Here is a 24,777-nt window from a genome sequence, read left to right as displayed (position 1 = left end):
GTGCCTGGACTTTTGCTACAATTTTCGATGCGTGCATATGTGCATGATACATAATTCATGGATTCACAAAACAATTGGAGGTTAGGTATATATGGCAAAGCAACGTACATTTATTATGGCAAAACCGGATGCGGTTCAACGCAATCTGATCGGCGAAATTATGAATCGATTTGAGCGTAAAGGTTTTCACCTGATTGGTGCAAAACTGATGAACGTGCCACGCGAACTGGCAGAAGAGCATTATGCAGAGCATAAAGAAAAGCCGTTCTTTGGTGAACTCGTTGATTTCATCACATCTGGCGCGGTATTTGCAATGGTATGGGAAGGCGAGAATGTAATCTCGACAGCTCGTAACATGATGGGTAAAACAAATCCAGCGGAAGCAGCACCAGGCACAATCCGTGGTGATTTCGGTATCAGCATGGGCATGAACATCATTCACGGTTCTGATGCACCAGAAACAGCAGAGCGCGAAATCGGCCTCTGGTTCACTCAAGCAGAGCAGCATGAATATGAAAAAACAATGAACAAATGGATCTAGTTATCTGTTTGTAGAAAAAGCTCCCGTCATGGGAGCTTTTTTTAATAGGTAAACAGCAGGAAAAAAGCCGGAGTTGCCGAATGAATATAGATTGGGAGAGAAATGAAAACCAGCAAGTGAAACAGGATAAGGGGATATCATAGAATGGAAGATCGTGATTTTATACAATTTATCGCCAATGTCAAACGGAAAACCGGAATTGACTTAGCGCTTTATAAAGAGGCACAAATGAAGCGTCGCCTCACCTCACTGCGCGTAAAGCGCGGCTATAATAGCTTTGATGCGTTTTTTGAAGGCATGATGAAAAATCAGGAGTTGTTTGATGAATTTCTTGATCGCATGACGATTAACGTGTCCGAGTTTTTCCGCAATCCGAGCCGCTGGCAAGTGCTTGAATCAAAAATCATTCCGCGGCTACAAAAAGAAAAAGGAAAAATCAAGTGTTGGAGTGCTGCCTGCTCCACTGGAGAAGAGCCGTACTCGCTGGCGATGTTGTTATCCAAATTCATGCCGCTGCATGAAATCGATATTCAGGCAACAGACTTGGATGAGGGTGCCATTGCCAAAGCGAAGCGGGGAGTGTATACGGATCGCTCCTTACAGGATGCACCGAAAGATTTGGTGGCTAAATATTTCCGCAAAGATGGCGTCATGTATGAAATGTCAGACGACATCAAGCGACTGATCAAATTCAAGCGCCACAACATGTTGGCAGATTCTTTCGATCATAATTTTGATCTTATCATCTGCCGCAATGTGATGATTTACTTCACAGAGGAAGCGAAAAACGAACTGTATCACAAATTTGCCGCCGCTCTTCGCCCGGGTGGTGTGCTGTTCGTCGGCAGTACGGAGCAGATCTTTCAGCCGCAGCAATATGGCTTCGAGCCGGAAGATACTTTCTTCTACCGCAAAATGTAACATATGGTTCACCCCGTGCTGTTTAGAGCACGGGGTGTTTTGTGTTTATGTGGAATCGTAGCTTTGGTGGTGTGAGGAAGTGAAGAGGGATATTTATTTTTCAGGCGAATTTTGCCCTTCTTCTTAGTAAAACAGGCTCGGAAGGCGATCAGAGGACATAATGCTCCAGTGTGAAACTTCATGGCTTTTTTTATGGACTCCGCCTGGAGAGACAGTTTTACGGACAGTGTATGCTTCCTTGTAGGAGGGCAACGAGCAAGAAAAATAAATATCCCTCTTGCTCGGTACTATGATTTTTCTCGCCACTATACTATAATAGCTGATAAAAATAAGTAAGGTTGGAGGAAGAACATGCGTTATTTGACATCAGGGGAATCACACGGTCCTCAATTGACGGCCATCATCGAAGGTGTTCCTGCAAACGTTCCCCTTTCGATTGAAAAAATTAACGAGCAACTGTTGCGCCGTATGAAGGGACACGGACGCGGTCGCCGTATGCAGATTGAAAAAGATGAAGTGCAGATTGTAGCAGGTGTACGTCATGGAAAAACAACAGGCGCACCAATCTGTCTCGTTGTCGAGAATAAAGATTGGACACATTGGGAAAAAATTATGAGCCCATCTCCGGTTGATCCAGATGAGTACGAAGAAAAACGCCGTGTAGCGCGTCCACGTCCGGGACATGCTGACTTAAACGGTGCGCTGAAATACAACCAGCGGGACATGCGCAATATTTTAGAGCGTTCCAGTGCGCGGGAAACAGCGATTCGCGTCGCGGTCGGTGCTGTAGCTCGTCAATTGTTAGAACAGTTTGATATTACAATCGGCGGTCATGTATTGCGAATTGGCGAAGTGGAAGCGAAGCCGGTACAGGTAAGCATAGATGAATTAATCCGAATTACCGAGGAGTCTCCGGTACGCTGTCTGGATGAAGAAGCGGGTCAACGTATGATGGACCTAATTGATAAGGCTAAAGCAGACGGTGATTCACTCGGCGGCATCGTGGAAGTAATCGCAGATGGACTGCCGATTGGGCTTGGTTCGCATGTGCAGTGGGATCGCAAGCTTGATGGACGTCTTGCCCAGGCGATGATGAGCATTCAGGCATTTAAAGGAGTAGAGATCGGTATTGGATTCGAAGCAGCAGCTCGTCCAGGCTCGCAAGTACACGATGAGATTGTTCTTGATGAGCAAAAAGGATATGCACGCAGCACGAACCGTGCGGGTGGCCTTGAAGGCGGTATGACAAATGGAATGCCAGTTGTTGTGCGCGGCGTAATGAAGCCGATTCCGACGCTGTACAAACCACTAAAAAGCGTAGATATTGATACAAAAGAAACATTCGAAGCGACAATTGAACGCTCTGATAGCTGTGCCGTACCGGCGGCAAGCGTAGTGGCAGAGGCTGTCGTTAGCTTTACACTTGCGGATGCATTGTGCGAGAAGTTCGGTTCTGATTCGCTAGAAGAGATGAAAGCGAATTATACTGCTTACTTGTCGCACATCAAGGAGTTTTAAGCATGAAGTGTCTGACGGTAGAACTTGGAGAGCGTTCATATCCGATCTGGATCGGACCGGGAGTGCGGCAGAAGCTTGCGGATTTGTTGCAACAAGCAGGCATCACACCGGGGCGCACGCTATTTATCGTAACGGATCAACATATCGCGCCGTTGTATTTAGAAGATACCGTGCAGCTGCTAGAGAAGGGCGGCTATGCCGTCCATCAGTTTATTGTTCCAGCAGGAGAAGAAGCAAAAAGCCTGGCGATATATGAGCAGATTATGACAGAAGCGCTCACAGCCGGATTAGACCGTAAATCCGCCTTCCTAGCACTTGGAGGCGGAGTTGTTGGTGATCTTACGGGCTTTGTTGCGGCAACGTATATGCGCGGTGTCGCGTTTGTGCAAATCCCAACTACGCTGCTCGCTCATGATAGCAGCGTCGGGGGCAAAGTGGCGGTGAATCATCCGCTTGGTAAAAATATTATCGGTGCGTTCCATCAGCCGAAGCTCGTTGCGTATGATACAAATGCGCTGACGACTCTTCCACCGCGTGAAGTAGCGTCCGGTTTCGCAGAAGTGATCAAGCATGGACTGATCTGGGATGAATCATTTGTGACATGGCTCGAGGAAAATGCGGATGGCTTACAAGCGTTCGATCATGAGCTGCTGCAGGAAGCATTGCTGCGTGCCTGCAGTGTGAAGGTCGCTGTTGTATCGCAGGATGAGCGTGAACAGGGGCTGCGTGCCATTTTAAATCTTGGTCATACGTTTGGTCACGCATTTGAAGCGCTGACCGGGTATAAGGGGATTAATCATGGCGAAGCGGTTGCGATTGGCATGGTGGCAGCTGCCCGCCTCGCCGAACGCCTGGGACTTGCGGAGAACGTAAGCGAGCGGACGATACGTGTACTGCGGCAGTATCGCCTTCCGGTTGCACTCCCGGTGCCGCTTGATGTAGACGAGATGCTTGATGTCATGCGTCGTGACAAGAAGGGTGAGGGTGGCAAGCTTGTGTTTGTGCTGCCAACTGCGATTGGGAAAGTTGATATTTATAAAAACATAGAGGAAGAGCAAGTACGTGCTGTGCTTGCCGAATTGTATGAAGGAGGGGAAGCGTAATGGCAGTACGTGGAATACGCGGAGCGATTACCGTCGATGCCAATGAAGCAAGCAGTATCTTGGCTGCGACGGACCAGCTAATGCGCGAGTTGATTGCGGTCAACGAATTGCATGCAGATGACGTGGCTAGTGTGATCATCACCGTCACGCATGATCTAGATGCAGCATTTCCGGCACGGGCGATCCGGGCAATTGAAGGATGGGACCTTGTGCCGCTTCTTTGCTCGAATGAGATTCCCGTTCCGGGAAGTCTTGCTAAGTGCGTTCGTGTGATGATGTTAGTAAACACGGAAAAGTCTATTCATGAAATTCGTCATGTGTTTCTTGGTGGAGCGGCGGCTCTTCGGCCAGATTTGCGTGCTGAAGCGAAATAGTAATTGACAGCATAGGTAAGAACGGTTATGCTTAAGAACAATTAAGTGAGCAGTATGGTTAGCGTTTAGTTGAGAGCAAGTATGAGAGTAAGAGACGAGTAAATAGTAGAAGAGCAGAGAAGAGTTGAGCGGAGAGGCGACCGTCTGTTTGCGTATGAACGGAACAGATTTGAGGCCCGGAGTATGCGCTCCGGGTCTTTTTGTATACAGTTTTATAGGTCTACCTCTGTCCTCCTCTTTTTCTGAATCAACAGAAAAAGGAGAGATCCCCCCTATGTACACTCCAGCTTTTGAAGAGGTGCTGTGCCATAGCAGTACGTACAATGTCATTCCCATTCGGTATTCATTTCTCGCTGATCAGGCGACTCCCATTCAATTATATGAAACTGTGCGTAAGCCGGATTCGTTTTTGCTAGAAAGTGTAGAGGGCGGTACGCGCTGGGCGCGCTATTCGTTTATTGGCTTAAATCCGTTTTTAAAATGCCGTGTGCGGGACGGTGCGCTGCATGTGGATCGTCGAGGTGAAGCTAGCACAGTATACCCAGGCAATCCGATTAAGGAGCTGCGTGCTCTTATCGATCAGTTCCGCAGCCCACGTCTTGCTGATATGCCTCCTTTTACCGGGGGCGCGGTTGGATTTCTTGGATATGATACGCTCCAATTTGTGGAGGCACTGCCGAAAGCAGCCCATGACGAGTTAGCGCTTGATACGATGAATTTGCTGTTCGTTGATGAAGTCATCGCGTACGATCATGTGCGCCAGGAAGTAAGTGTGATTGTGAATTTGCTTGTGCCAGATGGCGCACAGGTGGAAGAACTTCAAGCGGCATATGCGGATGTATGCAGCCGCATTGAGCAGATTGTGAAGCATCTGGCCGCTTCTTCCCTCAGGCTTTCTCACATGGGTCCGATTCCACAAGAAGGGGCAGACCTTTCGATTACGAGTAACATGACGAGAGAGCAGTTTATTCATCGGGTGCAGCGTGCGCAGGAATACATCGCATCAGGGGATATTTTTCAAGTTGTGTTATCTCAGCGCTTTGCAGCACCGTCACAGGCCGATCCGTTGCTTGTCTACCGAATTCTTCGCCTGACGAATCCGTCGCCGTATATGTACTATTTTGAAGCAGACGGGATGTCGGTTGTCGGTACATCACCGGAGCTGCTTGTAAAAGTGACGGGGGATAAAGTCGAAACGCGTCCGATTGCCGGGACGCGGCCGCGCGGTAAAACTGAAGCAGAAGATGCGGCGCTTACGGCTGACATGCTAGCTGATCAGAAGGAGCTTGCGGAGCATCTGATGCTGCTTGATCTTGGGCGCAATGATGTTGGGCGTGTGGCGAAATATGGCAGCGTGCAAGTGACACAACAGATGGAAGTGGAGTATTATTCGCGCGTGATGCACATCGTATCGCACGTATGCGGGGAGTTAGCAGCCGACAAAGAGCCATTCGATGCCCTCTTATCCTGCTTCCCAGCAGGGACGGTATCGGGTTCGCCGAAGCTGCGGGCGATGGAAATTATTGCAGAGCTGGAAGGGGAGGCACGCGGTTTTTATGCGGGTGCAGTCGGGTATTTTAGCTTCTGTGGCAATTTAGATTCGTGCATTACGATTCGCACGATTGTATGTAAGGACGGGATGGCGTACGTGCAGGCTGGAGCCGGGATTGTCGCAGATTCCGTACCAGAGAGTGAATATGAAGAGACGAGAAACAAGGCGCAGGCGATGTTTCATGCGTTAGCGCTAGCGGAGAAGATGATACATGCAGAGGAGCTGAGAAGCCATGTTTAGTCACGTACTGGAGCAGGTAATGAGAGGAGAATCACTTTCGAGCATCGAAGCGCAGGTCGCGATGGAGAACATCATGAGCGGTGTTGTACCGTCAGCGCAAATCGCCGCTTTTTTGACCGCGATGCGGATAAAAGGGGAGATGGTGGATGAAATCATTGGCTTTGCACGGGCGATGCGCGGCAAGGCAATTTCCTTCCCGGATATGGGCAAAGGGCTAGTCGATACGTGTGGAACCGGGGGAGATGGGGGGATTTCCTTTAACATTTCTACAGCGGCGGCTCTTGTGGCAGCAGCAGGCGGCGCACGTGTTGCTAAGCATGGTAACCGGGCGGTCTCAAGCAAAAGTGGAAGTGCCGATGTGCTTGAAGCGCTCGGTGTTACCATTACCGGGACGCCGGAAGCGGCAGCAGAATGCTTAAAGGAAACAGATGTCTGCTTTTTATTTGCGCCGAATTATCATAAGGCGATGAAATATGCGGCCGGTGTGCGGCGTGAGCTGGGCATTCGTACCGTATTCAATCTGCTCGGGCCGCTGACGAATCCAGCTGGCGCTGACCGACAGCTCATGGGTGTATATGATAGACAGATGGGAAAAAGTGCGGCGCGTGCTTTGTGCGAGCTTGGGATTCAACATGCGCTTGTTGTAACCGGGGCGGATGGACTTGATGAGATTAGCATTAGTGGGCCGACTCATGTGGTGGAAGTGTGCAATGGTGAGATTTTCTCACGTACCATTCATCCGGAAGAATTCGGACTCTCTGTTTATCCGATACAGGCGGTTGCAGGTGGCAGTGCTGAAGTAAATGCAGAGATTATTCGCCGCGTACTGGCAGGAGAGCCAGGAGCGTATCGCGATATTGTCGTGCTGAATGCGGGGGCTGCTTTATATGTAAGTAGTCGCGCTGGATCGATCTATGAAGGGGTAGCACTGGCGGCTGATCTGCTTGATTCTGGATTGGTACAGCAGAAGCTTGAACAGATCATTGAAGTAACAGGAGGAGTTAGCCATGCTTCGTAAGATTACAGCGAGAAAACAAGAAGAAATCGCACAGCGCAAACAGGAAACAACGCAGGCAGAGCTAGAGCGTGTAATTGCTACGATGTCGCCGTGCCGATCGATGAAGGCGCGGTTTACAGAGCGTACCCGTTCAGTTGGAGTGATTGCTGAAGTGAAAAAGGCGTCGCCATCGAAGGGGCTCATTCGACCAGATTTTGATCCGCTTGCGATCGCACAGGCGTATACGGCGGCAGGAGTTGAAGCGATGTCAGTTCTGACGGATGAAGATTTTTTTCAAGGGCACTTGTCGTATTTGCACCGCATTCGCGAGGAAGTGGCACATACGACGCCGCTTTTACGAAAAGATTTCCATATTGATCCGTTCCAGCTGTACGAAGCGCGGACGAATGGGGCGGATGTGGTGCTGTTGATTGCGGCGATTCTAACGCGGGCCGAGATGATAGAGATGACAAAAGAAGCGCGGGCACTCGACATGGAAGTGCTGGTGGAAGTGCATACGGCATCAGAACTGGATATGGTGCTTGGGGCGATTAAGCCGGATTTACTCGGTGTAAATAACCGTGATTTACGAACGTTTACGACTTCGCTTACAACGACATTTGATCTGCTGGCCGATATTCCAGATTCGGTTGTGAAGATTAGTGAGTCGGGGATTTATGCACCAGAGCAAATCGCTGAACTGGCAGCAGCAGGCGTAGATGGTGTGCTTGTAGGCGAACATTTTATGCGGCAGGCTGATGTGACAGAGGCGGTTGTGCATTTAGTCGGTCAGACACCTTCTCATGTGGGGGCAGACGGATTGTGAAAGCGAAACTGAAAATTTGCGGCATTACAGAAGTATCCACTCTTCAGCAAATGGCAGCAGAACAGCTCGTACCGGATCAGATCGGATTCGTCTTCGCGCCAAGCCGCCGCCAGATTAAGCCGGAACAGTGGGGGATACTTGCCGGGTATATTCCGGCAGGTGCCCTGGCAGCAGGGGTGTTTGTTAATCCTTCTCTGGAGGAAATCGATGCGGTGTTTCGTGAACAGCCGCTTGCAATCGTACAGCTGCATGGAACGGAGTCGGCTGCCTTCTGTAAAGAGGTCAAAGATAAGTTTCACTGTCGTATTACGAAAGCAGTTGGGCTATCTACTGAAGGGAAAGACGACATCGCTAAGCTTGCACCATATAGGGAAAGTGTTGACTTGTTGCTATTAGATACGGCTTTATCCGGACAATCGGGTGGCACAGGCCGCACCTTTGACTGGGAGCGCATCGCACCGTATCGTGACTGGTGCGATGAGCACGGGATTGAACTGTTCGTGGCAGGAGGCATTCATGCAGGCAATGTAGTCGAATTGCTTGCTGGACATAAGCCAGACGGCATTGATCTCTCCAGTGGAGTCGAGACGGATGGACGGAAGGATATAGACAAAATTCGCACGTTGATCGAAAGGATGGACGCATATGAATACAGAGACAGCTTATAAAAGTAAAGGACGATTCGGCGCACACGGTGGACGTTATGTGCCAGAAACAATTGTAAATGCACTGGATGAACTGGAGAAAGCGTATCAGGAAGCGATAGGTGACCCAGCATTTCTCGAAGAATTGCAGTATTTGCTGCGCGAATATTCGGGCCGCCCGACCCCGCTTTATTATGCGGAACGTCTGACAGAAAAGCTTGGAGGGGCTCGCATTTATTTGAAGCGAGAAGACTTGAACCATACGGGTGCACACAAAATTAACAATGCACTTGCGCAAGGGTTACTGGCAAAGCGAATGGGAAAAACGGAGATCATCGCAGAGACAGGCGCGGGCCAGCACGGGGTTGCGTCAGCGACAGTTGCTGCACGTCTTGGACTGTCATGCAAAGTATACATGGGTGAAGAAGACATGAGACGTCAGCAGCTTAACGTATTCCGCATGCAGCTGCTCGGAGCAGAAGTTGTGCCGGTTAAATCGGGTACAGGCACACTGAAAGATGCGACAAGCGAAGCGATTCGTGCCTGGGTCAGCAGCGTAGATCGGACGTTTTATGTGATTGGTTCGGTTGTCGGTCCGTATCCGTATCCGCAGATGGTACGTGATTTCCAACGGGTGATCGGGGATGAGACACGTGAGCAGATCATGCGGATGGAAGAGCGGCTGCCAGATTATGTTGTCGCCTGTGTTGGCGGCGGAAGCAATGCGATGGGAATGTTTTACCCGTTCTTGGATGATGTTGATGTGAAGTTAATTGGGGTCGAAGCGGCCGGTCAAGGGGTAGACACAGATAAGCATGCGGCAACGATCGCCAAAGGCAGCCGGGGCGTACTGCACGGCATGATGACATATTTGCTACAGGATGAGAATGGGCAAATCATCGAGCCGTATTCCGTATCGGCAGGTCTTGACTATCCGGGTGTTGGACCAGAACATGCGTATTTACATGATAGCGGTCGGGCAGCGTATCATGCGGTAACCGACGATGAAGCACTTGAGGCACTTCGTTTGTTATGTACGACTGAAGGCATTATCCCGGCGCTTGAGAGCGCACATGCGATTGCCGAAGTGGTGAAGCTTGCTCCTACAGTAAGCGCAGATACGATACTCGTTGTCTGTCTTTCTGGACGCGGAGATAAAGATGTAACGCAGATTTACGAACGAGAAGGGGGCGCACAGTAATGAGCATGAATCTAGAAACCGGGAGCGGTGCGGCACGCATCGCAGCTGCATTTAATACGGAGAAGCCAGCATTCATCCCATTTATGACAGCAGGTTATCCAGCGCCGGAACATACGGTTGACTTAGCTCTGGCACTTCAAGAGGAAGGCGCTGCAATTCTTGAACTTGGGGTACCTTATTCGGACCCGCTTGCGGATGGTCCGACGATTCAGAACGCATCTGCTCAGGCGCTTGCGCATGGTGTAACGATGGAACGTGCGCTTGAACTGGCACGGGACATGCGCACAGCCGGTGTGCACATTCCAATCATTTTATTTACGTATATCAATCCAGTACTGCGCTTCGGTCCAGAGCGGTTGTACAAAGCAATGGAAGCCGCAGAAGTTGACGGCATTCTTATTCCAGACCTGCCATTTGAAGAAGCAGGGGAGATAAACGCATTGGCGAAAAAATACGGCCGCCCGCTCATTTCACTGGTCGCTCCTACGTCCGCACAGCGGGTGAAGATGATTGCTGAGCAAGCTCAAGGATTCGTTTATTGTGTATCGTCTCTTGGCGTTACAGGGGTCCGTAGTGAGCTGCGAGAGGACATTACCGATTTCCTAGAAGCTGTACGGCGCTATGCACGCGTACCAGTGGCAGTCGGATTTGGGATTTCTGGACCCGATCAAGTGGCAGCACTTGCGCCGCACTGTGATGGGGTAATTGTCGGCAGCGCCTTGCTGAACACGATTCGCCAGGCAGAAGTGCTGCTCAGTCAGGCAGAGACGAAGCAGGAGGGCCTTACTGTTGTAAAAAAATTTGTAAAACTTCTGCAATCTGGGGTATGATGAATGGAGCGTAAACTATTCATTATTGAGGTGACACTATGATTCCGAAATCCCAGATTGTAACTCTTCCTGTGTATGAACCTGGCAAGCCGATCGAGGATGTAAAGCGTGAACTCGGTCTTACTGAGGTCATTAAGCTTGCATCGAACGAGAATCCGTTCGGCTGTTCGCCAAAAGTAAAAGAAGCGATTACTGCACAGCTTGATAGTCTATCGATTTATCCGGACGGCGCCTGCCTGGAGCTGCGTGCAGCTGTGGCGAGTCACTTACATGTAGCAGAAGATCAGCTTATGTTCGGCAATGGCTCCGATGAGATTGTTATGCTCATTACTCGTGCGTACTTACAGCCGGGTACGAATACAGTAATGGCAACGCCAACGTTTAGCGTATATAAAACAAATGCGACGATTGAAGGTGCTGATGTCATTGAAGTGCCGTGTATCGATGGGGATCACGACCTCGACGGTATGTTAGCAAGCATTAACGAACAGACACGTGTACTATGGATTTGTAATCCGAATAATCCAACGGGCAAGTCTATCAATAAAGACAAGCTTACAGCTTTCCTGAAACAAGTGCCGGAGCGTGTGCTCGTTGTGCTTGATGAAGCATATGTAGAGTATGTGAAAAGCGCTGACTTCCCGAATGCGCTTGAGCTGATGAAGGAATACAAAAATCTCATCGTTCTCCGCACGTTCTCTAAAATTTACGGCATTGCTGCGCTTCGTGTTGGATACGGAATCGCAGATGAAAGTATCATTGATAAGCTCAACCGTGTGCGTGAACCGTTTAATGTGAACAGTCTAGCGCAAAAAGCAGCGCTTGCTGCACTGGCGGATCAAGAATTTGTAGCTAAATGCAAGCAGGCGAATACAGAAGGGTTGGCACAAGTGTATGCAGCACTTGATGAGATGGGAATTGCCTACTATCCGTCTGAGACGAACTTTGTGTATATGTTACCGGAGCAAAATCCGCGTGAGATTTTTGAGGCAATGATGCGTAAAGGCGTCATTATTCGGGCGTTCCCGCAGGCGATTCGGGTAACGATCGGCAGTCGGGATGAGAACGAGAAAATGATTGCCGCGCTTAAATCCGTTCTGACACCGGTGTAGACAAGATAGAGGAGAGTCATACAATGACAGAGGTAGCAATTCTCGGAGTGGGGCTAATTGGCGGTTCATTAGCCCTCTCTCTTAAAAAAAATAAAGACGTACATATTACAGGCTTTGATGTGATCGAAGATAATTTGCGGATGGCGCTGTCACTTGGTGTGCTGGATCGGGGAACGAGTCAGCTAGCTGAGGCAGTGGCGGAAGCAGATTTTATTTTTTTATGTGCCCCTGTAGGAAAACTGCAGGAGCTGATTTCATTCTTGCGTTACACTCCGCTCAAGCCGGGGGCAGTTATTACCGATACAGGCAGCACGAAAGTAGAGGTAATGGAGCTGTCGCATGGGTTTGCGGAGCGGGGCGTGCATTTTATTGGTGGGCATCCGATGGCCGGCTCACATAAGTCTGGCGTAGAGGCCTCTCATGACCGATTGTTTGAAAATGCATATTTTGTATTAACGCCTGCGGAGGGAACACCGGAGGAAGTGGTGGCTGGCATGAAAACTTTGCTAGCTCCGACTAACGCTAAAGTTGTCGTAATGGATGCCCAGAAGCATGATGAGGTCGTTGGGGCAATCAGCCACTTTCCACACATTATCGCCGCTTCGCTTGTAAATCTTGTCGCAAATTGTGAGGATGAGCAAAGCTGGTATCGTAAGCTGGCCGCGGGTGGTTTTCGGGATATTACCCGTATTGCCTCGAGCAATCCGCGCATGTGGCGTGATATTTTGTTAAGCAATCGTCCTGTTATGAAGCAGCTTGCGCAAGATTGGCGTACGGTGCTCGACTCGATGATTGAGCTCATTGAGAAAGCAGACGGCTCTGGAATTGAGCAGTTTTTTGCATCCGCGCGGGAGTATCGAGATGGCCTGCCAGAGAAGCAGAAAGGTGCGATTGCCGCGTACTTCGAGTTGTATCTTGATATTCCGGACGAGCCAGGTGTTATCGGGAAAGTGACCACGCTTTTGGGAGAACATACGATCAACCTGACCAATGTCCGAATCCTGGAGACACGCGAGGATATCCTCGGGGTGCTGCGTCTTTCATTCCGCAGCCAGGAGGATGTGGAGCGGGCGATTGCGCTCTTACAGGAGCGTGGCTATACGGTCTATCAGAGAGAATAGGAGGGATAAGCATGCAAACGGTAAAACGTGCCGGGCGTATTCATGGAGATGTACGTGTGCCAGGTGATAAGTCCATTTCACATCGTGCAGTCATGTTTGGGGCGCTGGCGACAGGTACGACACGGATTGACGGATTTCTTGCGGGTGCGGACTGCTTAAGCACGATTTCGTGTTTCCGCCGGCTCGGCATTGACATTGAGCAGGATGGCGAGAATGTAACCGTGCAGGGAAAAGGCTGGTTCGGGTTGACGGAGCCGCAGGATATTTTGGATATTGGAAACTCGGGAACGACCATTCGATTAATGATGGGAATTCTTTCTACACAACCATTTCATAGTGTGCTGATCGGAGACGAGTCGATTGCCCGCCGCCCGATGAAGCGAGTTACCGGGCCGCTTCGTCAGATGGGAGCTGATATTGCAGGGCGACAGAATGGTGAGTATACGCCGCTGTCGATACGTGGGGGGAAACTGAATGGAATGGAGTACCACTCCCCGGTAAGCAGCGCCCAGGTCAAGTCCGCTGTACTGTTGGCTGGATTGCAGGCTGAGGGTGAGACGGTTGTATATGAACCAGAGCTATCTCGTGATCATACGGAGCGGATGCTGCGCTCGTTCGGAGTAGAGGTGGAATCATTTGCTGGTGGGGTTCGTGTGCGAGGTGGACAGCAGCTTGTATCACCGGGAGACGTTCATGTACCAGGGGATATCTCATCCGCTGCCTTTCTACTTGCGGCGGCAGCAATTGTGCCAGATAGCCATCTGATGATTCGGAATGTAGGTGTTAATCCGACCCGCACCGGCATCATTGATGTGCTCAAGCAGATGGGAGCGAACCTTATCCTGCATAATGAGCGAGAAGTGAACGGGGAGCCGGTCGCAGACATTGAGATCAAGTATGCTCCGCTTACGGCAGTGGAGATTGGGGGCGCTATGATTCCGCGCTTGATAGATGAGGTGCCTGTTATTGCGGTACTGGCGACACAGGTGGAAGGCACAACAATCATCCGGGATGCAGCTGAGCTGAAAGTGAAGGAAACGAATCGAATTGACACCGTTGTAGCGGAACTGCGTAAGCTCGGAGCCGTTATCGAACCAACGGAAGATGGCATGCGCATTCAAGGACGAACGGCGTTGTCCGGTGCGGTATGTGACAGCCATGGCGATCATCGGATTGGGATGGCGATGGCGATTGCAGGGCTTGTTGCAGACGGTACGACAGGAATTACGCAGACGGAAGCAGTAAACGTCTCCTTCCCAGGCTTTTTTGAGTTGATTCAGACGATTCAGCTATCGGATAAATCATAAATATAAAATTATCTATTGACATTTGCTAGAAACTATATATAATTATTATCATAGTATGGTTTCTCTCCACTCCTATCCATATATGGGAGTATCCCATTCCGCTTTGTGCAATGATGCCAAAGCGGCTTTTTTTGCGGAAATTTATATAAAAAGTGTTGAGAAGAGGGACGAGGCGAGAAAAGATGGAAGACCTTTCCCGCCTTTTAATTATTTTTTCTCTCTTTCATGCTTCTCCTTCATACGATTATGGTCCAACTGTAAGAGGGAGATAAGTCTCTTTTCTTTCCTTAATCCGCATTTTATGTGTGAATATTTGTCTGCGCATAATGGCATTGATTAAATGATCGATTTCTTCGCTTGCGGCCAATACTTTCTCGTCTCGTAGGTTTCTCCCCGCATGCAAATAGGTAGTATGCATTACGCCTTGCTTTTCTTTGATTAACTGAATCAATCGTTTCTCCTCCATTGGCCACTCCTCCTTAACAAGTACATGATTCATTGTAATATGCTAAAGTCTGCCAGAAAAGCCCCATTTAGTCGACAAATTGTAACATAGATTTGTCGGCATATTTCATATTTTAATTCATAGTCTTACGTTATAAGCAGGAGAGAGCGGACAGGTTGGCAAAGGGGGGGATTGGATGCTTCGTTATGGCGGGCTTTGCAGTAGTGTGATTGCGATTCTGGTAGTCTGTAAGGTCTGGTTATTTCCTTATATGCTTCATCGTATGCTTGCGATTGGGGATTTAGGAGCATTGCTCTATGAGATGGGGATTCTCGTACTGGGCTCGACTGCGCTCATTATGTATGTGCTGCTGGGTCATATCGGGAAATACCGTTTTCGTTTGGGAAGAAGGCACCAGCTTGCGTGCGTGCTTATGCTGCAACTCCCGTTTTTTTTGCATGGCTGGCTGAAGATGATGAGTGTGAGTCCGCATATGATGACACCGCTGTATCAATTTGCGGAAGGGTGGTGTTCCCTGATTGCCGAGCCAATCCGCCTGCTGTTTTTTGTGTATCCATGGACGGATGTGATTGCGGTTACGCTTAGCTTATTGCTCGTGTGGATCGGGCGTGGATTACGTACAGAAATGGATGACTTTTTCTTTTTTTGGGAGAATCGGAAGTAAGAAAATGGTGTTTTACTTTTTTGCTGTTTGCGCTTACCATAAATGTAGAGCAGGCGGATCGTGCGCCTGCATTTTTTTCGCAAAAAATGTCGTAAATTCTTGCAACCTTTTCGTAGTGTTTCTTCGTCTACGTATACAGAGAGATGAACGCTTGTTTTTCTACAATGAAATTTGTCGGAAAAGGTCAGGAACTAGCAAGGGGGGAACAAAACATTGCTTACTGACTCTCAGTTAATTCGTGAAATTAAAGATGGCCGGGTTGATTGTTATGCGGAAATAATCCAACGCTATGAACGGCGTATTCTTGCATTTATCATACATATGCTCAAAAGCTATCATATGGAAAATCTAGCAGAAGATTTAACACAGGAAACGTTTTATAAGGCGTTTCGCAGCCTGCATTCATTTCGGGATGCAGAAGCGACATTTTCTACCTGGTTGTACACCATTGCTCGTAACACGGTAGTAAGCGAATTGCGGAAGAGCCGCAACTCAGAAGTGTATCTTGAAGATAGCAATGAACAACCTGGTCGGGTAGCAGACATGCGTTTACCCGAGGCGGAGTTATTGCGGACAGAGCGAGTTCATCTTGTTCGGGAAGCGATTAACCGCCTGCCAGAGAAGCAGCGGACGGCACTTATTCTACGTGAATATGAACAGCTTGATTATAAAGAAATCGCTGATACTCTTGATTCAACAGTTAGTTCTGTTAAATCTCTCTTATTCCGGGCGCGAAATGGTGTTAAACAGCAGCTTGAACCATACATATTTGACTCGCATTTAGAAGAGGCGGAAGGGATGCAGTAGTCTTGAAAGAGTGTGATATGATGATCCCCCTGCTCCCTGAGTATGCAGAAGGGGTTCTACCGGAGGAGATGGAGGCTCGTATTGCCAGACACCTGGAGCAGTGTCCGGCATGCCGTCAGGAGCTTCAATTCTATGAAGAAACCGCATCTTTTATTCATTCCCCGGCACTTCCTACCGAGTATCAAGGAGTCTCGGTTTCAGATCGGGTAATGGCACGCATACTCGAAGAAAACAAATGGGCATCACCGGCTCCAAAGCAGGATGTTGGTGTGTCTACCCTGCGGCGTCGGATCATTCTAATGCTAGCGGCGGTTCTATTCGTTTTATTTATGATTCCGGTATTAACGGGTGAGAAGGGATCCACCCCACCGCCATCGTCGTCTTCGGAAATGGCGGCGACTGATCGCATTGCGTCGAGTGACCAATTCCTGCTGCCCCAAGGTTCCAAGCAGTCGCAAAAGGTAGATGAGTCCAGCATGACATATGGGGTGATTGCCAGTGCTCGGAACCCGATTTTGTACCGGGATGTATCGAGTGAAAGTGGTACGTCTGTAAACTATGGTTTACTCAGTGCTATTTTTGGTATACTGGTTATTGTGGTAGGCATGGGCTGGCTGTCCAGATTGAAAGACAAACGAAAGTGACCAACCGTTCGAACTGGAACGGTTTTTTCTTTTACAAAGACTATAAGTAAGCGGGAGGCGTGAATATGAATACGGACGGATATACAAAAGTAGAGCGAGCGATGATGTTACTAGAAGCAGGCGATATTGAGAATGGGTTGACTGAACTTGCTAGTGTACGCGGTGAATATAAACATGATGCAGAGCTAATGCTTGAGCTAATCAGTGTGTATCATGAGCTTGGGCACGGAGAAGAAGCGCTATCCATCGTCGAAGAATTTGATCGACAGAGCGATCGTCTGGACCCGGAAACACGATTCAACATGGAGTTGTATCGCGTGTCGCTATATATGGACATGGACCGGCTGGAAGAATCGGCTTCTATGCTGATGGATATGAAAGAGGAGCACCCGGATGATCCACGAGTGTTTGCGCTGCTGGGTGAACTGTATTTGATGGAAGGGTTGGAAGAGGTGGCGATTCGCTATTTGGAGCGTGCTGAAGAACTCGACCCGGACAACGAGGAGATCAGTTATCTACTCGGGCGCTTGTACGCTGAACAGGGCGCAGGAGATCGGGCGCTTGAAAAGTGGCAACAGCTTGAAAACTTTGAAGAGGATGAGCAGATCGGACTCGAAATCGCACGGCTGGCTGCGCAGAGTGGAGAATTCGAGAAAGCGGCTGCGCTGTTTGAACAGGCAGCCGAGCAGAATGAACAGACCGAAGCGTTGTATGGGGCGGGTGTGATGCGCAGCCAGCTTGGACAGTGGCAGGCAGCGATCCGACACCTCGCGCGGCTGATTGACCTGGACGCAGAGTATATGGCCGCTTATCCGTTGCTTGCAGACGCTCTTTGGCAGCTTGGCATGCAAGAGCAGGCACTGGCTGTATATGAGCAGGCGCTCGGATTACATATTGAAGAAGAGAAACTCTTAGATGGCTATTTGCCACTGCTTGCGGAAGTAGAACAATGGCGCAAGATTGATACGCTGGCGAGTCGGCTGCGTGAGATTGATGAAGACAATCCCGCCTACTGGTACTGGAAAGGCCGTGCTGCGGAAGGTGTTGGTGATACAGAAGAAGCACTTGCCTGCTATGAAGAGGCGATGGCAGAAGGCGAAAGTGTATATGATGTGCGAGATCGATACGAGCAGCTGTCGGTCAGTCGTTTATAAGATAAAAAGGAGCGATCTTAGCGTGTGGCTAAGACCGCTCCTTTTTTGTCTGTGAGGGCTTGAGGGGATGGATGAATCTGTCCAACGTGCAGTGGAGGAACGGAGAAGGGAGGCATCTGTCACTTCGGTACGCTTGGCAGGGATGCGTGAACTGTCCGCTCCTACCGCCAGTTGGGCAGTTCATCCGTCACTCATCAAGCACAGATTTTAGTACGGCTTTGCTGTACACTCTAAGTTTTGTTTTTGTGAATCGAAACATTGTTGGGATGGAGAGAAGAGAGAAGCAAGAGAGCGCCTGTACGCTTGTCCCCCAGCGGAAGGAGATCGGCGAACGAGCCTTTGCCCGCAATCCTTCGATGAAAAAACATCCTGTGCTTTTCTTTGCGGGCACGTTCGCCGGGTTCCTGGAGCGGACAGCTCATACATCCCTGCCAAGCGTACCCGAGCGAACGGCTTCTCTCTTCTCCCCCTTCCCCACCAAAGTTACGTCATTCCACAAAAATCACAAGCATATTTTTGACAGCCGGCCTGTATATCAGCCCCTTTTTTCGGTTAATAATGGGGAAAAGAGGTGACATACGCATGAATCTGGCCGAAACACTTGGATATGCAGACATTGCGCAGCTGCACCAACTAGCGCGTGTCTATGAACTTGAGTGCAACCGGAATTCCAAACATGAACTCATTCAAAGTTTGTACAGCCGTTTTACATCTCGGCTATTTTTGAATGAATCGTATACGGCTCTTACCTGGGCGGAGAAACGATTTCTGCTCATGCTGGTGTATGAAAAAAAGACACAGTATACGCGAGAAGGACTTATGAGTAAAGCAAGGCGTGCATGCGGTGAGGATGGCGGATATGATCGGTTGATTGAGCGAGCGCTTGCTGCCGGTTGGTTGTTTCGGATGAAGAATGTGAACGGCATGGTAACATATGCGATGCCGGATGATCTTCGTGTACGTTGGCGCGAGATTTTTGTTAAAGAAGTACGGGATGCTGCATATGGTTATTATACGATACCTGATAAGTATCGTGATGATACGTTCGCGCTTGCCTCAGATGTGTACACATTTCTTGCGTATATACACCGCGAGAGCGTTCCGCTTTCGAAGGAGGGAGCGATGTACCGTAAGCATCAGCTGAAGCTGATGGAGTTACTTGCGGTATCTGAGCCGCTTCTGACAGGGAGGGAATGGCGTTTCGGCTATGGCAGAATGTTTCGTGTATATCCAGATCGGCTGGCACTTTTATACGATTATGCACACTATGAGAGATGGGTACAGGAGGGAGACATTGGGCTGTATGTGACAGAAGACGGCGTACAGCGCATCGCACAGCAGGAGTGGGGAAGAGAGGAGATGGCAGCGCGTCTTGTGCATTTCTGGATCTTGTCTTATAAAAAGGCGATTCCTGCCATAGAAAGTCTTTGGATGTTGATTGCCTGTGTTTGCATGGAAAGCTGGCTGGAAGAAGAGAAGCTGGTGCAGGTGCTTTCGAACTGGACACATGGGTTTTATTACGATACACAGGAAATTGTAATTCGCCGTAGAATGCTTTCGATGATGACTCATCTCGGGCTGCTTCGCAGAGGAATCTTGCCATCAGGAAGCTGCGCTTATTCCGTAACCGAGTGGGGGCGTACCATACTAAATAAAGACATAAAATTGTAAAATATAGCGTACACAATAGCCGGACGAGAATATGATAAAGAAAGACAATGATTCGTTTCTTTACGAAGAACGAATCTCTTACCATAAATTATTCAGAAAATTGTAACTATTATAGAACGCAAACTAGCAGCGCCAGGTTCCAAATGAAGCAGGGCGAATCACAGCGTGTAATTGTGAAATGGAGGGAACGTAATGGAAAAGCAAAAACCGAGCATTCTTAATCCTTCAATGCTGAGCTTACTAGCTGAAATGGTTTTAGACGAGGCAATTTACAAGTACCGCATAGAAAGTTTATATAAACGGATTGACGAGGCGCTTGAGAACAAAGATGAAGCAAGCTTTAATCAACTAACCACTGAATTAAAACAAATTCAGGCATCTCGTTCCGTTCTTTAGGGCTGTCAGAGAAGCAAGTAGCAGCTGCTGAATTCCGTGATTGAGTATTCGAAAACAGTCAAGTATGATAAAGAGGAGCTGTCTCAACGTCGATTATGACAATCGAGCAAGCTCCTTTTTTCGTGGATTCTACTACATTTCGCAAAGGATGAAGATGATGCTTCTCTGGAGTTGGTTTGTCCACCAGCTGCGTGCACCGTGGTTTTTGTGGACGATGATTGTTATTAATGGACTTGGTTCCGTGTACGGATTTATCTGGTATGGGGACCAGCTGGCGGACACACATCCGGCATGGTTACGTATATTTGTTCCGGACAGCCCGACAGCAAGCACACTGTTTACGCTTGTGCTTCTTACATACGCGCTCGGGCGTAGTATCCCGGCGCTAGAGGCGTTTGCTTCTGTTACGAATTTTAAATATGGCGTGTGGGCAGTCTCTGTTATTATCGCCGGGGCCGCTTGTGGCAGTACGCTTACTTGGCAGCACTATATGCTGATGATCTCGCATGGCGGGATGGCCGTAGAATCACTATTGTATGCTCGCTTCTACACCATTCGTTTGCGGCATATTGGGTATGTTGCTGTCTGGACATTGCTTAATGACTTGCTTGATTATACGCTTGATATTCATCCATGGCTGGCAGAAGAGTTGGAGCCGTACGATCATATCGTTGGCGTAGCAACTGTTGGCTTGAGTTTGGTAAGCATGGCACTTATTTATCGTCTGGTGCGCTTTTATCGGACTCGTACATAATTACGCGCATATCCTTGTCCCTATCCCCATACATATGAGGATAAGAGGGGGGAGGACGAGACGTGAAAAGAGCACTGGTACTCGTTGTCATAATCGCCTGCCTAGGAGCGGCGTTGTATATGGGAACTACTATGCGGGCAGCGAAATCTCCGCCTCCCGTTACTGAGCAGGCACAGTCAGTCTATCAGAAGATGGATGTATTGTCCGAGGATGTGTACAGGCTTGCCAAAGAGGGGAAATATAACGAAGCGAAAAAACAGCTCGCTGAGCTTGGAACACTTGTAGCGAGTACTAAGCCCCCACGAGGATTGTCGCTAGAGGCGGTTAATGCATTAACAGATACAGTGGTAAAAGCGAAGCGTGCATTTGCTGCGGTGGAAGCAGAGCCGAATCGCTTGATCTGGCATGCCTTGCAAGTACGGCTGACGATTGATAGCCTAACGCACGAATCCGAGCCGCTCTGGAAAAACTATTACAATCCGTATCAGGAACATGTCAATAAAATGATGCTGCTTGTGGCGAGCCGCAAGCAAAATGAGTTCGCCCGCGCCTTTACGCAAAATTTGCAGTTATACCAGACATTGAAGCCAGCGATGAGCATTCATACTCCGGTACAAAATATGGAGACGTTGTATTCGATTTATAGCTTTCTGATTCAGGAGACGCGGAAGCAGGAATACAATTGGGAAGGCATTACGAATGCGCTGGAGGAGCTAAATCGGCAGACGCAGATTATTTTCCTTGGTAAAGAGCAATCTACATTTGGGCTTGGGATTCCACCGCAGTCACCGATTTTGATTATTGCCCTCTTTGCCTCGTGCATTGTCAGCGGATTGGGATATTTCGCCTGGAAGAAGTACCGGGCCGAGAATGAGGGGCGAAAGCGGGAGCGGGATAGTTAAAAAACGAACAAGGGCGGTTTCATAGTCAAAATGACAATGAAACTGCTTTTTTATTGTTGATTTTTAGCCATATAAATGGGAACTGTAAAATCATTATAAGTTCCCATTTTCTAATGGAATTCCATTCAACTTGGATTGAATAAAAAATAATTCTTCGTATTCTGATTTCAAGTATCCGACATTATATTTGTCTTTGTCTATTAAATCCGTGAACGAAATTGGAATTTCACAGTTCCATTTAATATGTTGTACCCTATGAGGAAAGTAATCATCGTTTGGGTTTGGTGTATGAATATATACAGCATCTGCTCCTGTGTCTTCTTCGTGAATACAAACCCAAGATTGGTAAGGTTTTTTAAATTTTTCAAGTCTATTTAATAAATGGCTATAAAGAGCGAGATGAGCTTTTATGTGCTCTCTCCGTACTTTTAAACTATCATTACCTCTCCTCATGAAATCCAAATGTATATGCCAAAAATCAAACCAGCAATCGCTGTCGAGGTTTAATTTAAAATTCGATACATCCCTCCAAAGATTCCTAAAGTAACGCTTTTTTCCACGAAATTTTTTCATATAATTCCTCCCAAAATAAACTTTTTTCAACATTATCCTTTAACAGAGCCTATTGTTTAAAAAGGTAGACTACTTTCTCTCGTCCATGTCACAAATTGAGTGGGCATGTCGTTATATGTGCAAATCAGCTAAAAGGAGTGGATTTGTATGAAAGAACGAACATGCATCATTATTGGCGGCGGATACGCCGGGATTAATGCGATTAACGCCATTAGAAAAACTACGCACGGGATCCCGCTGCGGGTTATTCTAATTGATAAACAGCCTTACCATCTGAGAAAAGTACTGTTATTTAAATCGGCTGCCGAAGATGTAACGATTACGATTCCTTGGTCAGAAATATTTTCAGAAGGAGTTTCCTTCCTTCAAGGTGCGGTAACGATGATTAAAAGCCAGGAAAAACAACTGCAATATGAAGATACTGAAGGGATTTTACACGATATAAGCTATGATATTCTGGTTGTTGCAGTCGGTAGCGTGATCCGACAGCCGTCCTCTGAGCAGGGTGGAATGGCTCTCACAGACTTGCATACTGCGGCTAGCATTCGACAGCGCTGGCAGGAGAATTTGCTTGCGGCAGTTAAGGAAACGGATAAGATTGAACGCCAACGGTTGCTGACTGCCGCGGTTGCGGGAGCGGGTATTAGCGGGATTGAGACGTCCGCTGAGTTAGCTTACGTCATGCGGCAGGAAGCAGCAGCTCTACAGCTTGATCCGGCAGACATCCGAATTTTCCTTATTAATGCGCAGGATAGGCTGTTTCCAGAAGGTCCTGCCAAGGTAGGTCGAAAACTAGAACGTGTTCTTACACGCAATGGAGTCACAGTTCTTCATCGATGTAAAGCCGTGCAAGAGAAGGATGGTCTGCTGTTGCTGGCTGATGGTAAAGCAATTCCTATCGGCTTATGTATCTGGACGCTCGGTCTGCTGCCTAATCCTGAACTTCGCAGCTTCGGACTGCCACTCACACCCGATGGTCAGATCGCTGTGGATGCTAGTTATCGTGTCAAAGGAACACAAGGAATTTACAGTATCGGAGACTGTGCCCACATTACAGATCCGGTGAGTGGTCGAGCGGATCGGATGACGTGTAAGGAAGCAATTCCGCAAGCAAATCGACTAGCAAAAGTGATCGTAGCAGATTTGAGCAATCGCCCGGCCCCTGCTCATCAGGCGTATATGGAACTCTTCTGCATCGGTTTGGGTCCGGAACAGGGACTGGTATGGGCTCGTCAATGGGGACTAGACTTTGTACTCACAGGGAAACTTGGTTTAAAAATCAGAAAGTTTACCTGGGATTCTGCAAGTTTAGTACAGTAGAAGGGAGAGTTGTTAGGAGGGGAAAGGATTAACTAATGGGGATGACAGAACTTTACGAGAAATATAAGGCTCTGCTGTTTACGCTTGCCTATCAATTGACAGGTTCGGTTGCTGACGCGGAGGATGTAGTTCAAGACGTATTTATGAAAGTTTACAAGCTGCATCTTGACCATCTCGAGGAACCGAAAGCGTATTTGTGCAAAATGGTAACGAATCGCTGTTTCGATCTACTTAAATCGGCACGAAGACGGAGGGAACAGTATGTGGGTCCGTGGCTCCCTGAGCCGATAGCAACCCCGGATGGAGATGGATTTGAGTCCGTCGTTCGCAGCGATTTGTTGTCGTATGCCATGCTTGTGCTGCTTGAGCGATTATCTCCAGCCGAGCGAACGATATTTGTTCTGCGAGAAGCACTTTGCTTTGATTACCCGGTCATTGCTGAATTTGTTAATAAAAGCGAGGTGAACTGCCGCAAGTTGATGAGCCGTGCTCGGGGGAAAATGGGGTTTTCTGAAGAAGAACTGATTAGAGCTGAGGCAGCGGGAGAAGAATGGGTACAGAAGTTCATTGCAGCACTTACGCAAAACAACATCAATTCCGTACTGTCTTTGCTTGCTGAGGATGTTGTACTTGTATCGGACGGTGGTGGAAAAGCATCCGCTGCAGTTCATCCGATCGAAACGTCTGAGCGTGTGGCTCACTTCCTCTTTGGTTTGATTCAAAAGGTCTCTTATTATGAAGAAGGTATTCAAATCGAGCTGGCCCAGCTGAATGGTCAAACCGGGTTGGTCATTCGAGCAGCAGGTGTGATCCAGACTGTGGTGCTCATCCATGTAGAGAATGATGCAATTGCGAGTCTTTATTTTGTGCGGAACCCGGATAAATTACAGCGTATATAGAGATGCTGATAGCTTTTTGTGATATCGACAACGTGTAGTGGTGAGGGAGTAGGAGAAGGGAGGAGCCGTTCGTTTCCGTACGCGTTTGCAGGGAAGCGATGACTGTCCGCTTCGGAAGAAAGGCGAACGTGCCCGCAAAGAAGAGCCTACGATGTTGATTCAGTGAAGGATTGCGGGCAAAAGCTCGTTCACCGTTCTCCCTCCGCTGAGTAGGCGCGTACAGGCACTCTCTTGCTCCTC

Annotated in this window: 26 protein-coding genes; 24 read left to right on the top strand and 2 right to left on the bottom strand. The window is 48.5% G+C overall.

The genetic code is table 11. The features are described from left to right. Positions 1-91: 91 nt before the first annotated feature. The 14 genes from ndk to aroA all read left to right on the top strand — a co-directional run bounded on the left by ndk (position 92) and on the right by aroA (position 14,287). Positions 92-541 (top strand): nucleoside-diphosphate kinase, encoded by a 450-nt coding sequence (gene ndk / locus PO771_RS12610; RefSeq protein WP_272560041.1) that lies wholly within the window; start codon positions 92-94, stop codon positions 539-541. A 144-nt stretch (positions 542-685) separates the two neighbouring features. Further along, positions 686-1,462, top strand: coding sequence for a CheR family methyltransferase (locus tag PO771_RS12605; RefSeq protein ID WP_272560040.1), 777 nt, complete (start codon positions 686-688; stop codon positions 1,460-1,462). 351 nt (positions 1,463-1,813) lie between these two features. Continuing rightward, complete coding sequence (gene aroC / locus PO771_RS12600; RefSeq protein WP_272560038.1) at positions 1,814-2,980, top strand: chorismate synthase; 1,167 nt, start codon at positions 1,814-1,816, stop codon at positions 2,978-2,980. 2 nt (positions 2,981-2,982) lie between these two features. Next, entirely contained in the window at positions 2,983-4,083 is a 1,101-nt protein-coding gene (aroB, locus tag PO771_RS12595) for a 3-dehydroquinate synthase (protein WP_272560036.1), read from the top strand. Further along, positions 4,083-4,457: a chorismate mutase gene (gene aroH / locus PO771_RS12590; RefSeq protein ID WP_272560035.1), complete on the top strand. Its 375-nt coding sequence runs from the start codon at positions 4,083-4,085 to the stop codon at positions 4,455-4,457. The genes aroB and aroH overlap by 1 nt, the downstream gene beginning before the upstream one ends. 274 nt (positions 4,458-4,731) lie before the next feature. Continuing rightward, entirely contained in the window at positions 4,732-6,249 is a 1,518-nt protein-coding gene (gene trpE / locus PO771_RS12585) for an anthranilate synthase component I (protein WP_272560034.1), read from the top strand. Next, on the top strand, positions 6,242-7,267 hold the full coding sequence (trpD, locus tag PO771_RS12580) for an anthranilate phosphoribosyltransferase (RefSeq protein ID WP_272560033.1): 1,026 nt from the start codon (positions 6,242-6,244) through the stop codon (positions 7,265-7,267). The genes trpE and trpD overlap by 8 nt, the downstream gene beginning before the upstream one ends. Next, positions 7,257-8,072, top strand: coding sequence for an indole-3-glycerol phosphate synthase TrpC (gene trpC, locus PO771_RS12575; protein WP_272560031.1), 816 nt, complete (start codon positions 7,257-7,259; stop codon positions 8,070-8,072). The genes trpD and trpC overlap by 11 nt, the downstream gene beginning before the upstream one ends. Beyond that, positions 8,069-8,740 (top strand): phosphoribosylanthranilate isomerase, encoded by a 672-nt coding sequence (locus PO771_RS12570; RefSeq protein ID WP_272560029.1) that lies wholly within the window; start codon positions 8,069-8,071, stop codon positions 8,738-8,740. The genes trpC and PO771_RS12570 overlap by 4 nt, the downstream gene beginning before the upstream one ends. After that, positions 8,718-9,917, top strand: coding sequence for a tryptophan synthase subunit beta (gene trpB, locus PO771_RS12565; protein ID WP_272560028.1), 1,200 nt, complete (start codon positions 8,718-8,720; stop codon positions 9,915-9,917). The genes PO771_RS12570 and trpB overlap by 23 nt, the downstream gene beginning before the upstream one ends. 5 nt (positions 9,918-9,922) lie before the next feature. Further along, positions 9,923-10,747, top strand: a complete 825-nt coding sequence (gene trpA, locus PO771_RS12560; protein ID WP_272563161.1) for a tryptophan synthase subunit alpha — start codon at positions 9,923-9,925, stop codon at positions 10,745-10,747. A 38-nt stretch (positions 10,748-10,785) separates the two neighbouring features. Continuing rightward, complete coding sequence (hisC, locus tag PO771_RS12555) at positions 10,786-11,859, top strand: histidinol-phosphate transaminase (protein WP_272560027.1); 1,074 nt, start codon at positions 10,786-10,788, stop codon at positions 11,857-11,859. Between the two features lie 23 nt (positions 11,860-11,882). After that, entirely contained in the window at positions 11,883-12,980 is a 1,098-nt protein-coding gene (locus PO771_RS12550; protein ID WP_272560026.1) for a prephenate dehydrogenase, read from the top strand. 11 nt (positions 12,981-12,991) lie between these two features. Beyond that, positions 12,992-14,287, top strand: coding sequence for a 3-phosphoshikimate 1-carboxyvinyltransferase (aroA, locus tag PO771_RS12545; RefSeq protein WP_272560025.1), 1,296 nt, complete (start codon positions 12,992-12,994; stop codon positions 14,285-14,287). A 244-nt stretch (positions 14,288-14,531) separates the two neighbouring features. On the opposite strand, the gene PO771_RS12540 is transcribed toward aroA, so the two are convergent. Further along, complete coding sequence (locus tag PO771_RS12540; RefSeq protein WP_272560024.1) at positions 14,532-14,753, bottom strand: aspartyl-phosphate phosphatase Spo0E family protein; 222 nt, start codon at positions 14,751-14,753, stop codon at positions 14,532-14,534. Between the two features lie 175 nt (positions 14,754-14,928). Between PO771_RS12540 and PO771_RS12535 the strand changes: the two genes are divergently transcribed. The 8 genes from PO771_RS12535 (at position 14,929) to PO771_RS12500 (ending at position 21,745) form a co-directional block, all read left to right on the top strand. Next, positions 14,929-15,417: a hypothetical protein gene (locus PO771_RS12535; protein ID WP_272560023.1), complete on the top strand. Its 489-nt coding sequence runs from the start codon at positions 14,929-14,931 to the stop codon at positions 15,415-15,417. Positions 15,418-15,630: 213 nt separating this feature from the next. Further along, entirely contained in the window at positions 15,631-16,224 is a 594-nt protein-coding gene (locus PO771_RS12530) for an RNA polymerase sigma factor (protein WP_272560022.1), read from the top strand. A 2-nt stretch (positions 16,225-16,226) separates the two neighbouring features. Then, on the top strand, positions 16,227-16,868 hold the full coding sequence (locus PO771_RS12525; protein WP_272560021.1) for an anti-sigma factor family protein: 642 nt from the start codon (positions 16,227-16,229) through the stop codon (positions 16,866-16,868). A gap of 65 nt (positions 16,869-16,933) precedes the next feature. Next, positions 16,934-18,022 (top strand): tetratricopeptide repeat protein, encoded by a 1,089-nt coding sequence (locus tag PO771_RS12520; protein WP_272560020.1) that lies wholly within the window; start codon positions 16,934-16,936, stop codon positions 18,020-18,022. 582 nt (positions 18,023-18,604) lie between these two features. Continuing rightward, the gene (locus tag PO771_RS12515; RefSeq protein WP_272560019.1) at positions 18,605-19,693 is read left to right on the top strand and encodes a hypothetical protein; all 1,089 of its coding nucleotides are present in this window, start codon (positions 18,605-18,607) and stop codon (positions 19,691-19,693) included. A 192-nt stretch (positions 19,694-19,885) separates the two neighbouring features. Further along, positions 19,886-20,089, top strand: coding sequence for an IDEAL domain-containing protein (locus PO771_RS12510; RefSeq protein ID WP_272560017.1), 204 nt, complete (start codon positions 19,886-19,888; stop codon positions 20,087-20,089). 154 nt (positions 20,090-20,243) lie between these two features. Further along, on the top strand, positions 20,244-20,843 hold the full coding sequence (locus tag PO771_RS12505; RefSeq protein WP_272560016.1) for a DUF1405 domain-containing protein: 600 nt from the start codon (positions 20,244-20,246) through the stop codon (positions 20,841-20,843). A 62-nt stretch (positions 20,844-20,905) separates the two neighbouring features. After that, positions 20,906-21,745 carry a sporulation protein YpjB gene (locus tag PO771_RS12500; protein ID WP_272560014.1) on the top strand — a complete coding sequence of 280 codons (840 nt, stop codon included), beginning with the start codon at positions 20,906-20,908 and terminating at the stop codon, positions 21,743-21,745. Positions 21,746-21,838: 93 nt separating this feature from the next. Here the strand turns inward: PO771_RS12500 and PO771_RS12495 are convergent, their stop codons facing one another. After that, positions 21,839-22,318 carry a hypothetical protein gene (locus PO771_RS12495; protein ID WP_272560013.1) on the bottom strand — a complete coding sequence of 160 codons (480 nt, stop codon included), beginning with the start codon at positions 22,316-22,318 and terminating at the stop codon, positions 21,839-21,841. Between the two features lie 147 nt (positions 22,319-22,465). Here PO771_RS12495 and PO771_RS12490 point away from each other — a divergent pair, with 147 nt between their 5' ends. Both PO771_RS12490 and PO771_RS12485 read left to right on the top strand, forming a co-directional pair. Further along, positions 22,466-23,638, top strand: coding sequence for an NAD(P)/FAD-dependent oxidoreductase (locus PO771_RS12490; protein WP_272560011.1), 1,173 nt, complete (start codon positions 22,466-22,468; stop codon positions 23,636-23,638). Positions 23,639-23,679: 41 nt separating this feature from the next. Next, on the top strand, positions 23,680-24,537 hold the full coding sequence (locus PO771_RS12485; RefSeq protein ID WP_272563160.1) for an RNA polymerase sigma-70 factor: 858 nt from the start codon (positions 23,680-23,682) through the stop codon (positions 24,535-24,537). Positions 24,538-24,777: the final 240 nt, after the last annotated feature.

The sequence above is a fragment of the Aneurinibacillus uraniidurans genome (genome assembly GCF_028471905.1).
Taxonomy (GTDB): Bacteria; Bacillota; Bacilli; order Aneurinibacillales; family Aneurinibacillaceae; genus Aneurinibacillus; species Aneurinibacillus uraniidurans.
The sequence above is the reverse complement of the archived record's forward strand: the minus strand, read 5'-3'. Positions and strand labels throughout refer to the sequence as shown.

Coding starts and splice junctions, on each gene's coding strand:
- ndk (WP_272560041.1), top strand. CDS start 92: ATGGCAAAGCAACGTACATTTATTATGGCAAAACCGGATGCGGTTCAA.
- PO771_RS12605 (WP_272560040.1), top strand. CDS start 686: ATGGAAGATCGTGATTTTATACAATTTATCGCCAATGTCAAACGGAAA.
- aroC (WP_272560038.1), top strand. CDS start 1,814: ATGCGTTATTTGACATCAGGGGAATCACACGGTCCTCAATTGACGGCC.
- aroB (WP_272560036.1), top strand. CDS start 2,983: ATGAAGTGTCTGACGGTAGAACTTGGAGAGCGTTCATATCCGATCTGG.
- aroH (WP_272560035.1), top strand. CDS start 4,083: ATGGCAGTACGTGGAATACGCGGAGCGATTACCGTCGATGCCAATGAA.
- trpE (WP_272560034.1), top strand. CDS start 4,732: ATGTACACTCCAGCTTTTGAAGAGGTGCTGTGCCATAGCAGTACGTAC.
- trpD (WP_272560033.1), top strand. CDS start 6,242: ATGTTTAGTCACGTACTGGAGCAGGTAATGAGAGGAGAATCACTTTCG.
- trpC (WP_272560031.1), top strand. CDS start 7,257: ATGCTTCGTAAGATTACAGCGAGAAAACAAGAAGAAATCGCACAGCGC.
- trpB (WP_272560028.1), top strand. CDS start 8,718: ATGAATACAGAGACAGCTTATAAAAGTAAAGGACGATTCGGCGCACAC.
- trpA (WP_272563161.1), top strand. CDS start 9,923: ATGAATCTAGAAACCGGGAGCGGTGCGGCACGCATCGCAGCTGCATTT.
- hisC (WP_272560027.1), top strand. CDS start 10,786: ATGATTCCGAAATCCCAGATTGTAACTCTTCCTGTGTATGAACCTGGC.
- PO771_RS12550 (WP_272560026.1), top strand. CDS start 11,883: ATGACAGAGGTAGCAATTCTCGGAGTGGGGCTAATTGGCGGTTCATTA.
- aroA (WP_272560025.1), top strand. CDS start 12,992: ATGCAAACGGTAAAACGTGCCGGGCGTATTCATGGAGATGTACGTGTG.
- PO771_RS12540 (WP_272560024.1), bottom strand. CDS start 14,753: ATGGAGGAGAAACGATTGATTCAGTTAATCAAAGAAAAGCAAGGCGTA.
- PO771_RS12535 (WP_272560023.1), top strand. CDS start 14,929: ATGCTTCGTTATGGCGGGCTTTGCAGTAGTGTGATTGCGATTCTGGTA.
- PO771_RS12520 (WP_272560020.1), top strand. CDS start 16,934: ATGAATACGGACGGATATACAAAAGTAGAGCGAGCGATGATGTTACTA.
- PO771_RS12515 (WP_272560019.1), top strand. CDS start 18,605: ATGAATCTGGCCGAAACACTTGGATATGCAGACATTGCGCAGCTGCAC.
- PO771_RS12510 (WP_272560017.1), top strand. CDS start 19,886: ATGGAAAAGCAAAAACCGAGCATTCTTAATCCTTCAATGCTGAGCTTA.
- PO771_RS12505 (WP_272560016.1), top strand. CDS start 20,244: ATGATGCTTCTCTGGAGTTGGTTTGTCCACCAGCTGCGTGCACCGTGG.
- PO771_RS12495 (WP_272560013.1), bottom strand. CDS start 22,318: ATGAAAAAATTTCGTGGAAAAAAGCGTTACTTTAGGAATCTTTGGAGG.
- PO771_RS12490 (WP_272560011.1), top strand. CDS start 22,466: ATGAAAGAACGAACATGCATCATTATTGGCGGCGGATACGCCGGGATT.
- PO771_RS12485 (WP_272563160.1), top strand. CDS start 23,680: ATGACAGAACTTTACGAGAAATATAAGGCTCTGCTGTTTACGCTTGCC.